Genomic DNA, 15,026 nt, shown 5'->3' on the forward strand with positions numbered 1-15,026 from the left:
ACATATAAAAACCCACACTCCGGGAGTCTGCTTGATGTTTAAAAACCTATTTGTTGTTTTACAAAAAATCGGAAAGTCCTTGATGTTACCGGTATCTGTACTGCCTATTGCCGGTATTTTATTAGGGGTTGGTTCCGCTGATCTTTCATGGATCCCTTCTTCTGTTTCCCAAGTTATGGCAGAGGCTGGTGGTTCGGTTTTCTCTAATATGCCACTTATTTTTGCTATTGGTGTTGCGTTAGGTTTTACCAATAATGACGGGGTATCAGCACTGGCCTCTGTAGTCGCTTACGGTATCATGTCTAAAACCATGATTGTGGTTGCTCCTTGGGTTTTAGGTTTAACTCCAGCAGAAATTGAGGCTCAACACCTTACTGATACAGGGGTGTTAGGGGGGATCATTGCTGGTATTATTGCCGCTTCGATGTTTAACCGTTTTTATCGAATTAAATTACCTGAGTATTTAGGATTTTTTGCAGGAAAACGTTTTGTTCCTATTATTTCAGGCTTAATCGCTATTTTTGTTGGGATTATTTTAGCCTTTATTTGGCCTCCTATTGGTACAGCAATTCAACATTTTTCTGAGTGGGCTGCATATCAAAACCCAGCTGTTGCTTTTGGTATTTATGGTGTTGTAGAGCGTGGATTAGTGCCATTTGGTTTACACCATATTTGGAACGTGCCGTTCCAAATGCAAGTGGGTGAATATGTAAATAGTGCAGGACAAGTCTTCCACGGCGATATTCCTCGCTATATGGCTGGTGACCCAACTGCAGGTATGTTATCAGGTGGTTTTCTATTCAAGATGTTTGGTTTACCTGCTGCTGCCATTGCGATTTGGCATTCAGCACGCCCTGAGAATCGTGTAAAAGTGGGCGGTATTATGATTTCTGCGGCATTAACTGCCTTCTTAACAGGGATCACTGAACCTATCGAATTCTCATTTATGTTCGTTGCACCTATTCTTTATGTTATTCACGCGATTTTAGCAGGCTTGGCATTTGTTATTTGTATCTTGTTAGGCATGCGTGATGGTACAAGTTTCTCTCATGGATTAATTGACTTTATCGTACTAAGTGGCAACAGTAGCAAACTGTATTTGTTCCCGATTATTGGCATACTTTACGCGATAACTTATTACTCTATTTTCCGTTTCTTAATCGTGAAACTAAACCTGAAAACACCGGGTAGAGAAGTGGAAGATAAAAACGCGAAACAAGTGGATAAAAGTGCCATGGGACAATCTTTAGTTGCCGCGTTTGGTGGTAAAGACAATATCAGTAGTTTGGATGCTTGTATTACTCGTTTACGTATTGGTGTTAAAGAAATTGAGAAAGTTGATCGTGAAGAATTAAAACGATTGGGTGCTGCTGGTGTTGTGGTCGTCGGCTCTGGTATTCAAGCTATTTTTGGTCCTAAGTCAGATAATCTAAAAACTGAAATGGATGAATATATAAGGTCTTTAGATAGTGCTGAATAAATAACTTATTGATTGTAATATCAAATCATAAAGCACTCCCATATAAAAATAGGGAGTGCTTTTTTATTGCAATAATATTGATACTGGATATGGCATTCTGTTAAGTATTAAACAGAGTGGAGAGATATCATGTCAACCTTCATAGATAGTCATAGAAGTTTTTTATTATCCATAACAGATATAAGTGATAAAAAAAATAGAAAGAGCATTGAGTTTGATAAAAATAGTATTTCACTTTTTTTTAAAAAAGGAAATGATGATGTTTTTATTGCTAATAAAGATAAAAAGTTCTTATTAAGCAATATAAAAAAAGAATTAGACAATTCAATTGATAAATATACTAATCACGGTGAAAATAAAAATCGTATAGAAAAACTAAAAAAAAGGATTAACTTAGGAGGTGTTAAGGCTTTTTTTGATAATAAAGATAAAATAATTAGTGTGAAAAACATTAATGATATTGGTGATGTTGAAAAAATATTTAATGGATTACTTTCTTATAAAAAAAAGGAAAGAGTTTGTACTAAAATGAGAATGGGTATTTATAATACAAACTCTTTTGAGGGAGTGGTCTTCAATGATAAAAATCCAATTATAAATAGTTTTATAAATCATAATGGTAAGTTTTACAAATTAGATGATATTAATGAGAATTTAGATAATAAGAGTAATAAAGGGAATAGGTTTTTTAATTTATCTTTATCTAAAAATAATAATGTTGGTTTTTATGGATGTAATATGTCTATTATGAAAATGGAGGAGGAAATTAAAGAAACTCAAGATGAAATTAAAGAAACTCAAGATGAAATTAAAGAAACTCAAGATGAAATTAAAGAAACTCAAGATGAAATTAAAGAAGTTCAAGATGAAATTAAAGAAGTTCAAGATGAAATTAAATTACTTGAAAATGAATTATCTTCTAAAATAAGAATTAATAATAAAAAAATAATTGATGCAACCTTAGCAATAAATAAACTTGTTGATCTTTTAGAATATAATGATTTATCTAAAATAAATGTTGATATATTAATAGCAATGGAAGCGGAATTTAATAATGATATAATTATTGTTAGTGGATTAAATTTAATGAAGGAAATAAATGGGGTTGATAAATTAAAGAAATTAAAATCTAGCTTGGAAAAAATAAAATGTATAAAAAATAAATATTTTATTTTTGTTGAATCGATTAATGGTAGACAAATTTCACTGTTAAGAAGTTTAGATAATAAATTGAAAAAATACACTACTGGGATTAATAGTGAAATACCAAAAGAAAATATTTTATTAGATATTAATAAAATAGCTTCAGTACTTTTTATTAATAATAATGATCGAGAGAATTATAATGTTTTTTTTCTAAAGCATATAAGTTTCTTTTTCCCAAATCATATCAAAAACGACTAGATATCAATAATAAAGCGCATGGCAATATAATGCTAATGCACGAGAGTTTAAATGTCATATTGAATAGCGATGATTTTAAAGATGGAAAACTACCTGAGTGGGCTAATAAATTAATAACAAAAACTTTAAAAGAATCAAAACCTAAAAATGATATTCTTTGGCTTTTTTCAAAAGAAAGAAAAGAATGGAATAAAATTTTCAACATGCTTATTGTTAAATAAAGGCATAAAGGAGTTATTGATAATTAAGATGTTGTTAATAAAAATATAATAAGTATTTTATTTATTCTAGTGAATTTAAGGATGAGGTTAAGTAATTAAAGACACTGAAGCTTGAGATAAAGATTAATTTTCTATATGTTAGACACACTAAATTTATTGAATTTTAAACCGCATAAAGTAGGTAATCATTATGGCTAAAATTGGCATTTTTGTAGGTACAGTTTACGGTAATGCATTAGCCGTTGCTGAAGAAGCTCAACGTATTTTACTTGAACATAAACACCAAGCTAAAGTTTATGAAGAAGGTACACTTGCGGATTGGGAAAAATATTCGACAGTACTTGTGATAACGTCAAGTACTGGGCAAGGTGATCTACCTGATACCATTGCACCTTTATTTCATGAGCTGCGTGATAATGTGGGATATCAGCCCAACCTAAGCTACGGTCTAATTGCATTAGGTGATAGCAGCTATGACTACTTTTGTGGTGCGGGAATGAAGTTTGATGAGTTATTACAAGAGCACCAAGCAAAGCGTATTGGTGAAATATTAAAAATAGACGGTATGGATGTCGCAGAGCCAGAAGTATTTGCAATAGATTGGCTTGAAAACTGGGTTAAGTTATTAGATTAAATAAAAAATAACCCAATAATTAGTTGGTTAACAAAATAATGAATAATATTTTTGATTTTAAAACACCGCTTGTTGCTGTTTTATACAGTAAATAAGCGGTGTTTTTTATAAACCTAACATGCATATTAGCTAAAATTGCCTGTTATTAACGGCGAGTTAGCTTTTCTAAGTCAGCTTCAATTTCAGCAATTTTATTTGCGACAACATGCTCAAGATGGCGCAAGTCGTCTAGGATTTTATGTTTTAAATCGACTTCTACTTGGTCTTGTTGGCAAATTTGATCTAATTCTTCAATTACATAACGTAAGTTAGTATTGATTTCATTTACTTCTTTAAAACCTTGTCCTGACTGACCATCAGAAATCGTTTTACGTTGGCGTGGATATTTAAATTTTACACTTTTTGCAAAGAATTCACCTTTATCTTTGCGAAAATAGATTTTTAAAATATCGTTGTTAGCTTCTTGGCGCAGGGTATAGCGGTCAATATCTTCAGGATGCGGGATCCCTAAATTTTTTAAATTATCGTACATATATTGGCACCTGATAGAAAGATGAATGAAAGAATAGCGAATAGAATTAATTCTATCCGCTGTTCTTATATTAGTCGATAGTTCTTAACAATTCATTAATACCAACTTTTCCACGTGTTTTAGCATCAACTTTTTTCACGATCACAGCACAGTAAAGGCTGTAGCTTCCATCTTTAGAGGGTAAATTGCCTGATACAACGACAGAGCCTGCAGGGACTCGGCCATAATGTACTTCGCCTGTTTCTCTGTCATAAATTTTGGTACTTTGGCCAATATAAACGCCCATTGAAATAACAGCGCCTTCTTCGACAATAACACCCTCAACAATTTCAGAGCGAGCACCAATAAAGCAGTTATCTTCAATAATGGTTGGGTTTGCTTGTAGTGGCTCTAAAACACCGCCGATACCAACACCACCAGAGAGATGGACATTTTTACCGATTTGAGCACATGAACCTACCGTTGCCCATGTATCAACCATGCTACCTTCATCGACGTAAGCACCAATGTTGACATAAGATGGCATTAAAACAGTGTTGCGAGCGATGTAAGCTCCTTGTCTAACTGCGGCAGGGGGAACAACACGAAAGCCTTCTTTTTCAAAACGTGCTTGGTCATAATCAGCGAACTTCATAGGCACTTTGTCAAAATAGAGACTTTCACTGCCATCTATCACTTGATTGTGATTAATACGAAAAGAGAGTAGAACCGCTTTTTTTAACCATTGATGAGTCACCCACTGACCGTCAATTTTTTCCGCGACACGCAGTTTTCCGCTGTCTAGCAGTGCAATAACGCTATTAATAGCATCACGAATATGTGGTTCAACGTTGTTTGGAGTGATATCTGCACGATGTTCAAAGGCGTTGTCAATAATAGATTGTAATGCTTGCATCAATAGTATTTCCTATATGTATTGTCGTGGGTTCCTATATTTTATCCTTTGAAACTAGGGCTTTTGTCAACCTTTCTACGACATCATCCTTCATTTTTTGGTTTAATGCCTTATTTTCGCTATCGGTTAATACGAAGAAATCCTCAACACGCTCGCCTATTGTGGTTATTCTGGCACCATGTAATGAAAGTGAAAGATCAGCAAAAACTTTACCAATAATTGCTAATAATCCCGGACGATCGCGTGCAAATAGCTCCATATAGGTGCGTTTATTATGATTAGAGGCTATAAAATTAATTTTTGTTGGAACATCAAAATGGCGCAATTTGGCTGGTAATGAGCGAGTTTTGGCATTGGCGTTATAAGGGGCGGATACGACCTGGATCAAAGCGTTACGAATAGCATTATATCTATCAATCGCTAGAGGTTTACCATTAGGCTCTAACACAATAAAGGTGTCCATAGCCATATTATCGCGGTTAGTAAAAATTTGAGCGTTATGAATACTTAAATTACGTCTATCTAATTCACCTGCAACTGAAGCAAAAAGGGAAGGTCTATCTGCACACCAAATAAAGATTTCAGTACCACCATGTTCAGTTTGTTGACTGATTAGCACCATTGGTTCAGCGCTATTATGCTCAATTAATGCAAGTGCATGCCATGCAATTTGTTCTGGTGTATGCCGTAAAAAATAGTCGGCATGGCAACGCCCCCAAATTGCTTGCAATTTCTCTTCATCAACCTGTTCCATTCGTAAAATAGTTAGTGCTTGCAAACGATGATGTCGAATACGTTCACGTAGGTCGGGAATAGAATGCATACCTTGGCGTAACTGGTTTTCTGTTGATAGGAAAAGTTCACGTAATAAGCTCTGCTTCCAACTATTCCATAGACTGCTGTTGGTCGCACAGATATCCGCAACAGTTAAGCACAAAAGATAACGTAATCGGCTTTCATTTTTTACTTCCGATGCAAACTGAAAAATAATGTCAGGATCTTGAATATCGCGTCGTTGCGCGGTGACAGACATAAGTAAGTGGTTACTAACAAGCCATTCAACTAAGGCTGATTCTCTTTGATTTAAACCATGCTGCTGAGCAAAATGAGCAACGTCTTGAGCGCCTAATACGGAGTGATCACCGTGGCGGCCTTTGGCAATATCATGAAAGAGTGCAGCTAAACGTAGTAATTCAAGTTGAGGAAGTTTAGGGTAAATATCAACACAAAGCGGATGTTTTTCATGGTTTTCATAAGAAGCAAAGCTTTCAAGTTTTTGTAAAACACGAATAGTATGTTCATCAACGGTGTAGGCATGAAATAAATCAAACTGCATTTGGCCTACAATATTATTCCATTGCGGGAAATAAGCTGCGAGTACACTGTGTTTATGCATTGGGACAAATGCACCAGAAACCGCACGAGGGTGGCGTAATATCTGCATAAAAACTTGACGTGCGAGTGGGTACTCACATAAAGGCTGTACTAAATGTCGGCGAGCATAACGTAAATGGCGGAGTGTTGTTGAATAAATTCCAGTGATCTCTTTATGCTCAGCCATACGTAAAAAGAGTCGCATAATAGCGATAGGATCATCAAGGAAGCAACTGTCATCAATAACATCGATTAACGAACCTCGTAGCTGAAACTCACTGTCTAATGGACGCGGTTTTACATTAGGTTGCAGAGCAAGAATAGCTTCATCAAATAGCTGAAGTAACATATCATTTAACTCACTAACACGACGAGTTACGCGATAATAATCCTTCATCATTTTTTCAATAGGTCGATTGCCTTCACCTTCATAATTTAAAAGTTGGGCAACGTTGAGTTGTCTATCAAACAAAAGTCGATTGTCATAGCGAGAAAGCACAAGATGGAGAGCAAAACGAATTTTCCATAATGTGTATTGACACTCTAATAACTCTTGTCCTTCTGCTGGCGTCAAAAAGCCAAAATTAACCATTTCAGAAACAGATGCCGCACCAAAATGGCGATGTGCTACCCAAATTAAAGTGTGGATATCACGCAGTCCACCGGGGCTACTTTTGATATCAGGTTCTAGATTGTAACTAGTACTATGATATCGTTGATGTCTTTGTTTTTGTTCTTCAACTTTTGCGGCGAAAAAATCTGGTGATGGCCAAAAACCTTGGCTAAAAATATGATTAATTAATTGCTGGTAAAGAGAGTTATTCCCACAAATAAGGCGAGCTTCTAGTAAGTTTGTTGCAACCGTTAAATCTGAAAGACCTTCTAAAAGACATTCTTCCATTGTTCTAACACTGGCACCAATTTCAAGACGCACATCCCACAGTAGTGTAATGAGTTTGCTGACTTTATCTTCAGCCTCTGGTGATAAAGGTGTTTCACTTAAAAAGAGAAGGTCAATATCAGAAAGCGGATGTAATTCTTGTCTACCGTAACCACCAACAGCAATAATACTAAGATCAGAATAATCAGATAGCTGTGTATAGTGCCACAATTGCGTTAAGAGTTGGTCAATGAAATGGCTACGAGCTTGAAGTAATAAAGCTACATCAACATCATGATGAAAAGCATCTGTTAACCAAGATTGAAATTGTTCAATTGATTGCTTAAGTTCAGCGCAATTTTGGGTATTTTCTGTCAGCAAAAAAGGGGAAGGGGGCGGTGTTTGAAATGCGTTTTTATTAGTCATTATGCGTCTTCTTTCTCAATGTTTGCTTATGACATTAAGACTAATGTTAAAACGATAACCTGACTAGTGATTCCACCATTTCATGGTAAATAAAATAAAAAAAGCGACACATCTCGAAAAAATATGTCGCTTTTACATTTCTAGCTGAAGAAGCTTATTCGTTGACTAATACCGCAGAAATAAACGGTTCTTCTTCTTTGCGTAGTGTCATAATTTCACAACCATTATCGGTAACAACTAATGTATGCTCGTACTGTGCTGACCAACCTCTGTCTTTAGTTTTAACAGTCCAGCCATCTTTCATTGTACGAATACGGTAATCACCTGTATTTACCATCGGCTCAATGGTAAATGCCATGCCTTTTTGTAACACAACACCGCTATCATCTGCATCGTAGTGTAGAACTTGAGGTTCTTCATGGAATCCTTCACCAATACCATGACCGCAATATTCGCGAACAACAGAATAGTCATGACCTTCAACAAATTTTTGAATTGCTTTGCCAAGTTCACGTAAGCGAATGCCCGGTTTAACCATTTTAATGGCAAGGTAGAGGCTTTCTTGAGTGATACGACATAAGCGTTCACCTTGGATTGTTGGTTTACCTACAATAAACATTTTTGAGGTATCGCCATGAAAACCATCTTTAATGACAGTGACGTCAATATTAACGATATCGCCATCTTTAAGGATTTTTTCTTCGCTAGGAATACCGTGGCAAATAACATCGTTAACCGAAATACAGACTGATTTAGGGAAACCATGATAGTTAAGACAAGCAGGAATAGCCTGTTGTGCGTTAACAATATGTTCGTGACAAATACGGTCTAATTCAGCGGTGTTTACGCCAGGTTTTACGAACGGTGCGATAATTTCAAGAACTTCTGCCGCAAGACGACCTGCGACGCGCATTTTTTGAATATCTTCTTCTGTCTTGATTACAATAGCCATTTGAGTTCTTCGTCTAGATTAAAAGCCACAATACGAATTAGATAACACGCTTTGTTGTATTCATATTTTGTATTGCAGGTTGAATGAATGATGATGAGAAATAATTCTGATTACCATTTATGATATCAGCAGAAAGTAGGTGTGCCAATAAAGAGGATATGTGTAATCTGTCTGATATCGAGAATAATGACGAACATTACGCCTTCTTAATCTGATTGTCTTTACATATTGCGCTTTTCTATTTGGTGTTTTTTTGGTGTTTTTCTAGCAAATTGATATTAGAGCAATATTTATCATCACTGTACTAATCTCGCTTTTTTCTTTGCCTAATTGATGTGTTTTTATGTCAAATAAGGCCGTGGCAATCGTAAGTAATAGTGGTTTCTTAAGGTTATTTATGGTATAAAGCGCGCCGGAGTTCTGTTATTGCATCACATCGTGAGTAATGGCAGTAAATCTGAAACATTCAATTGTGTTAATTACACACACAAATCGGCACATAACGCCGGGGTGCTCTTATGTAAAGGCTAAACCTTTACAGCTGATGAGTCGGTCGTATGGGATTTGTGGACGAAATAACCCCAAATTTAAATTTATAGAGGTCTAAAATGGCAACTGTTTCAATGCGCGATATGCTGCAAGCCGGTGTTCACTTCGGTCACCAAACTCGTTACTGGAATCCAAAAATGAAACCATTCATCTTTGGTGCACGTAACAAAGTTCATATCATTAACTTGGAAAAAACTGTTCCAATGTTCAATGAAGCTCTGGTTGAACTGAACAAAATTGCTTCTCGTAAAGGCAAAATCCTGTTTGTTGGTACTAAGCGCTCTGCCGTTGAAGCTGTTAAAGAATCAGCAGAAAGCTGTGACCAGTTTTATGTAAACCACCGCTGGTTAGGCGGTATGCTGACTAACTGGAAAACTGTTCGTCAGTCAATCAAACGCCTGAAAGATTTAGAATCACAATCTCAGGACGGTACTTTTGACAAACTGACCAAGAAAGAAGCGTTAATGCGTTCTCGTGAACTTGGTAAGTTAGAAAACAGCCTGGGTGGTATCAAAGACATGGGCGGTTTACCTGACGCTCTGTTTGTTATCGATGCTGAACACGAACACATTGCTATCAAAGAAGCAAACAACCTGGGTATCCCAGTATTTGCTATCGTTGATACTAACTCTGATCCAGATGGTATCGACTTCATTATCCCTGGTAATGACGATGCAATCCGTGCGGTTAAATTATATCTGACCGCTGCAGCTACAGCTGTTCGTGAAGGTCGTTCTCAAGATCTGGCTGTTCAGGCTGAAGAAGGCTTAGTCGAAGCTGAATAATAAGGCATGCTCGTAAGAGCCCTTATTTAACCAGGTATTGCTATATATTGGTTAGGGGGCCTCAATAGGCCCCCTTTACACATCTGCTATGAGAACATCTATGGCTAGCCCATAGAAAAGTCGAGGAAGAAACAAATGTCTGGAATTACCGCTGCATTGGTAAAAGAACTGCGTGAACGTACTGGCGCAGGCATGATGGAATGTAAAAAAGCGCTGGTTGAAGCTAATGGTGATATCGAATTAGCAATCGACAACATGCGTAAATCAGGTCAAGCAAAAGCTGCTAAAAAAGCAGGCCGTGTTGCTGCTGAAGGTATCATCCTTGCAGAAGTTGCTGCTGATGGTAAATTCGGTGCGCTGGTTGAACTGAACTGTGAAACAGACTTCGTTGCTAAAGATGCTGGTTTCATCGCTTTCGGTAAAGAAGTTATGGCTGCTGTATTAGCAGACAAAACTGATGATATCGATGCGCTGAAAGCTAAATTCGAAGAAACTCGTACTGCATTAGTTGCTAAAATCGGTGAAAACATCAACATTCGTCGTGTTGCTGTATTAGAAGCTGAAGAATTAGGTACTTACCTACACGGTGCTCGTATCGGTGTTTTAGTTTCAGCTAAAGGCGCTAACGAAGAACTGATCAAACACATTGCTATGCACGTTGCTGCAAGCAAACCAGAATATGTTCGTCCTGAAGATGTTCCTGCTGATGTTGTTGAACATGAGCACCAAATTCAGATGGATATCGCAATGCAATCAGGTAAACCACGCGAAATCGCAGAAAAAATGGTTATCGGTCGCATGAACAAATTCACCGGTGAGATTTCTCTGACTGGTCAGCATTTCGTAATGGATCCAAGCAAAACTGTTGGTGAACTGCTGAAAGAAAACAATGCTGATGTTATCAACTTCGTTCGTTTCGAAGTTGGTGAAGGTATTGAGAAAGTTGAAGCTGATTTCGCAGCTGAAGTTGCTGCAATGAGCAAATAATAACGCTTAGCGTTAACAGAACCGCCTAATGGCGGTTCTGTTTTGTTGTAATCTCCACTGGCTGTTTGCTTTTTTTTGTTAAAAAGAGAAGCTATCTAAAACCTCCAATTAACTAATCTGCTTAGGACAGAACACCATGGCTACCAATGCAAAACCTGTATATCAGCGAATTTTATTAAAGCTGAGTGGCGAAGCTCTGCAAGGCGCAGAAGGTTTCGGTATCGATGCGAGCGTACTTGATCGCATGGCTCAGGAAATCAAAGAACTCGTTGAATTAGGTATACAAGTCGGTGTCGTAATTGGCGGTGGTAACTTGTTCCGTGGTGCGGGTCTTGCTGCGGCAGGTATGAACCGTGTTGTGGGTGACCACATGGGAATGCTCGCGACAGTAATGAATGGTTTAGCAATGCGTGATTCATTGCACCGTGCTTATGTAAACGCACGCCTTATGTCTGCATTTCCATTAAATGGTGTCTGCGATAACTACAGTTGGGCAGAAGCTATTAGCTTATTACGCCACGGTCGAGTCGTTATTTTCTCGGCTGGTACAGGTAACCCATTCTTTACTACCGATTCTGCTGCGTGTTTACGCGGTATTGAAATTGAAGCTGACGTTGTACTAAAAGCAACGAAAGTGGACGGCGTTTATTCTGCCGATCCAACCAAAGATCCTGATGCAGTACTTTATGAAACACTGACTTATCAGGATGTATTAGAACGTGAATTGAAAGTCATGGATCTTGCTGCATTCACATTAGCCCGAGATCATAATTTACCTATCCGCGTATTCAATATGAATAAACCGGGTGCATTACGTCGGGTTGTAATGGGTGAAAGTGAAGGAACTTTGATTTCTCACGCTTAATACACAGAGACAACGGTATAATTTGGCGTTAACATCTAGAGTACGCCAATTCATTTATGTCGGTATGTTTTTCATATCGACTGGAAGATAACCAGTTCCCAAGGGTTTATAACGTGATTAATGAAATCAAAAAAGATGCTCAAGAACGCATGGATAAAAGCGTTGAAGCACTAAAAAGCCAGATTAATAAAGTTCGTACTGGTCGTGCGTCTCCAGCCCTTTTAGATGGCATTGTAGTTGAATACTACGGAGCGCCAACTCCATTAAACCAAGTTGCTAACGTTGTCGCAGAAGATGGTCGTACACTGGCAATCACTGTATTCGACCGTACTTTAGCTCCTGCTGTTGAAAAAGCAATTATGGCATCAGATTTAGGTTTAAATCCTTCATCTGCGGGTACCATTATCCGTGTTCCACTGCCTCCATTAACTGAAGAGCGTCGTAAAGACCTAATTAAAGTTGTTCGTGGCGATGCAGAACAAGGTCGCGTTTCTGTTCGTAATATCCGTCGTGATGCTAACGATAAAGTAAAAGCATTACTGAAAGATAAAGAAATCAGCGAAGATGATGAGCGCCGCTCACAAGATGACATTCAGAAGTTAACTGACATGTTCATTAAAAAAATTGATGATGCATTAGCACTGAAAGAAGCAGAGTTAATGGAATTCTAATTTTTATATCTTTTTTCGATAATGCCGCTTTTTAGCGGCATTATTTTTAACTATTTATTTGAAAATTCGTGCTTAATACCTTCTTTTGTCACATTATTTATTAAAGTTTTCATCTTTAATCCTCATTTACCTCGTCATACTGATATAATTCTCTTTAATTAAAACGTTGTAGACATACTGATTGATTAATAAATGAAACAAATAACTATATTAGGCTCAACAGGATCTATCGGAACTAGCACTCTTTCCGTAATTGAAAATAATCCTGATGAGTATCAGGTTCTTGCTTTAGCCGCAGGAAAAAATGCAGACAAAATGGCGCAACAGTGCCTTGCTTTCCAGCCTAAATACGCTGTGATGTCTGATGAAAAAAGTGCAAATCAGCTTAAACAGCTACTCGCTAATACATCTTGTAAAACAGAAATTCTATCTGGCTCTCACGCGATCAATGAAATTGCAGCTCTTGATGAAGCTGATCAAGTCATGTCTGCTATAACAGGTGTTGCCGGATTAAAACCGACACTTGCGGCCATTGAAAAAGGTAAAAGAATTCTGTTAGCGAATAAAGAATCACTGATAACCAGTGGGCGTCTTTTCTTTGATGCAGTTGCTAAATATGGCGCGACAATTTTACCCATTGATAGCGAACATAATGCAATTTATCAAAGCTTACCTAAAGAAATTCAAGAAAACCTAGGTCATGCGTCCTTAGCTGATGAAGGTGTGACAGGTATTCTGCTAACGGGCTCTGGTGGGCCATTTCGCTATACACCATTAGAAGAGCTGGAAGCAATGACACCAGATCAAGCGTGCGCGCATCCAAATTGGTCTATGGGACGTAAAATTTCAGTTGATTCTGCAACAATGATGAATAAAGGGCTCGAGTATATTGAGGCTCGTTATTTCTTCAATGCTTCTGAAGAAGAAATGGAAGTAATCATTCATCCACAATCTGTTATTCATTCAATGGTTCGTTATCGTGATGGCAGTATTATTGCTCAAATTGGCGAACCTGATATGAGAACACCGATTGCATACTCAATGGCTTATCCTCATCGTACTCAATCCGGTGCAAAAGCATTAGATTTCTTTGAGATTCAATCTCTAGAATTTATTCGCCCTGACTATCAACGTTACCCTTGTTTAGCACTTGCTATTGAAGCGTCAAAACGTGGGCAAGCGGCAACAACAGTGTTAAATGCAGCTAATGAAGTTGTCGTTGATGCATTTTTACACGAAAAAGTGAAGTTTACTGATATTGCTAAAATTAATCGCAAAGTTGTTGAACATTTTGACCTATCAGAGCCTCAAAGTATTAATGATGTTCTAGAAATTGATAAATTAGCGAGATTAGAAACTCATCAGATAATCACTCAATTTGTATAATGGTGATTATATTTAATATAGGGTGTTTGTTCGTCTTTCTGGCTAATGGTATAGTTGCCGAATCACTAAAGACAATAATGAAAATTAACAGTTCATTACTAAGGCTATTGCTTTAGCAACTTTGAGGCTTTGCCAAAGGCCGTGGGTGACACGGTTTTTTTTTGTGCATAGGTTATCCGAAGAGGACTGTCTGTATCAGTATCAGATTAGCAAAGGGTTAAATTGAGTGAACTTATCCAGTGACGATTCATCCGCATCAAAACCAAAGCATGTTGCTATCATTATGGATGGCAATGGGCGTTGGGCTAAAAAACAAGGGAAACTCCGAGTAACGGGACATCGCGCGGGAATTAAAGCAGTTCGGGATGCGGTTAGCTTTTCCGTAAAACACAAGATTGAATCACTAACTTTATATGCATTTAGTAGCGAAAACTGGAATAGACCAGAGCAGGAAGTGAGTTCTCTCATGGAATTATTTGTTTTTGCTTTAGATAACGAAGTGAAGAGTCTACATAAGCATAATGTTAAATTGACGGTCATTGGTGATATCAGCCGTTTTAGTCGCCGCTTACAAGATCGAATTAAAAGTTCTGTGGCACTCACAGCGAATAATACAGGGCTTAATTTAAATATTGCAGCTAATTATGGCGGTCGATGGGATATTACTCAAAGCGTAAAACAATTAGCGACATCTCTCGCAAAAGGGGAAATTAATCTCGAAGATATCAATGAAAATGCAATATCTTCACATCTTTGCTTGAATAATCAGCCTGATGTCGATCTTGTTATTCGTACAGGTGGTGAGCATCGTATAAGTAATTTTCTTATTTGGCAGATTGCTTATGCTGAGCTTTATTTTACACAGGTTTTATGGCCTGATTTTGATGAACAAGTTTTTCAGAATGCATTAGATGCTTTTGCTAAACGGGAAAGACGTTTCGGTGGTACTACATCAGAAACAGATACTATAAATCTGGGAGGATAA

General features: G+C 37.3%; 14 protein-coding genes. 10 read left to right on the plus strand and 4 right to left on the minus strand.

Going from position 1 to position 15,026, the window contains the following annotated elements; translation table 11 throughout:
- The first annotated feature begins 34 nt into the window (after positions 1-34).
- From ptsG to GTK47_RS06415, 4 genes are all read left to right on the plus strand, one after another.
- On the plus strand, positions 35-1,480 hold the full coding sequence (gene ptsG / locus GTK47_RS06400; protein WP_165122476.1) for a PTS glucose transporter subunit IIBC: 1,446 nt from the start codon (positions 35-37) through the stop codon (positions 1,478-1,480).
- Positions 1,481-1,609: 129 nt separating this feature from the next.
- Entirely contained in the window at positions 1,610-2,884 is a 1,275-nt protein-coding gene (locus tag GTK47_RS06405) for a hypothetical protein (RefSeq protein WP_165122477.1), read from the plus strand.
- A 29-nt stretch (positions 2,885-2,913) separates the two neighbouring features.
- The gene (locus GTK47_RS06410) at positions 2,914-3,105 is read left to right on the plus strand and encodes a hypothetical protein (RefSeq protein ID WP_165122478.1); all 192 of its coding nucleotides are present in this window, start codon (positions 2,914-2,916) and stop codon (positions 3,103-3,105) included.
- Positions 3,106-3,295: 190 nt separating this feature from the next.
- Entirely contained in the window at positions 3,296-3,739 is a 444-nt protein-coding gene (locus tag GTK47_RS06415; protein ID WP_165122479.1) for a flavodoxin, read from the plus strand.
- Positions 3,740-3,884: 145 nt separating this feature from the next.
- On the opposite strand, the gene GTK47_RS06420 is transcribed toward GTK47_RS06415, so the two are convergent.
- The 4 genes from GTK47_RS06420 to map form a co-directional block, all read right to left on the minus strand.
- On the minus strand, positions 3,885-4,271 hold the full coding sequence (locus GTK47_RS06420; RefSeq protein ID WP_006535910.1) for a DUF3461 family protein: 387 nt from the start codon (positions 4,269-4,271) through the stop codon (positions 3,885-3,887).
- Between the two features lie 70 nt (positions 4,272-4,341).
- Positions 4,342-5,166: a 2,3,4,5-tetrahydropyridine-2,6-dicarboxylate N-succinyltransferase gene (dapD, locus tag GTK47_RS06425; RefSeq protein ID WP_165122480.1), complete on the minus strand. Its 825-nt coding sequence runs from the start codon at positions 5,164-5,166 to the stop codon at positions 4,342-4,344.
- A 34-nt stretch (positions 5,167-5,200) separates the two neighbouring features.
- Complete coding sequence (gene glnD / locus GTK47_RS06430) at positions 5,201-7,846, minus strand: bifunctional uridylyltransferase/uridylyl-removing protein GlnD (protein WP_165122481.1); 2,646 nt, start codon at positions 7,844-7,846, stop codon at positions 5,201-5,203.
- A 154-nt stretch (positions 7,847-8,000) separates the two neighbouring features.
- Positions 8,001-8,798, minus strand: coding sequence for a type I methionyl aminopeptidase (gene map / locus GTK47_RS06435; protein ID WP_075671708.1), 798 nt, complete (start codon positions 8,796-8,798; stop codon positions 8,001-8,003).
- Positions 8,799-9,406: 608 nt separating this feature from the next.
- Between map and rpsB the strand changes: the two genes are divergently transcribed.
- The 6 genes from rpsB to ispU all read left to right on the plus strand — a co-directional run bounded on the left by rpsB (position 9,407) and on the right by ispU (position 15,026).
- On the plus strand, positions 9,407-10,132 hold the full coding sequence (rpsB, locus tag GTK47_RS06440) for a 30S ribosomal protein S2 (RefSeq protein WP_165122482.1): 726 nt from the start codon (positions 9,407-9,409) through the stop codon (positions 10,130-10,132).
- A 135-nt stretch (positions 10,133-10,267) separates the two neighbouring features.
- Positions 10,268-11,119, plus strand: a complete 852-nt coding sequence (tsf, locus tag GTK47_RS06445) for a translation elongation factor Ts (RefSeq protein WP_088494696.1) — start codon at positions 10,268-10,270, stop codon at positions 11,117-11,119.
- A gap of 136 nt (positions 11,120-11,255) precedes the next feature.
- Positions 11,256-11,984 carry a UMP kinase gene (pyrH, locus tag GTK47_RS06450; protein ID WP_023582710.1) on the plus strand — a complete coding sequence of 243 codons (729 nt, stop codon included), beginning with the start codon at positions 11,256-11,258 and terminating at the stop codon, positions 11,982-11,984.
- Positions 11,985-12,097: 113 nt separating this feature from the next.
- Positions 12,098-12,655 (plus strand): ribosome recycling factor, encoded by a 558-nt coding sequence (frr, locus tag GTK47_RS06455; protein WP_088494697.1) that lies wholly within the window; start codon positions 12,098-12,100, stop codon positions 12,653-12,655.
- Between the two features lie 192 nt (positions 12,656-12,847).
- Entirely contained in the window at positions 12,848-14,041 is a 1,194-nt protein-coding gene (gene ispC / locus GTK47_RS06460; RefSeq protein ID WP_165122483.1) for a 1-deoxy-D-xylulose-5-phosphate reductoisomerase, read from the plus strand.
- A 226-nt stretch (positions 14,042-14,267) separates the two neighbouring features.
- The gene (ispU, locus tag GTK47_RS06465; RefSeq protein WP_165122484.1) at positions 14,268-15,026 is read left to right on the plus strand and encodes a (2E,6E)-farnesyl-diphosphate-specific ditrans,polycis-undecaprenyl-diphosphate synthase; all 759 of its coding nucleotides are present in this window, start codon (positions 14,268-14,270) and stop codon (positions 15,024-15,026) included.

Origin of the sequence: Proteus sp. ZN5 (genome assembly GCF_011046025.1) — a bacterium.
In the GTDB taxonomy this organism is placed as follows: domain Bacteria; phylum Pseudomonadota; class Gammaproteobacteria; order Enterobacterales; family Enterobacteriaceae; genus Proteus.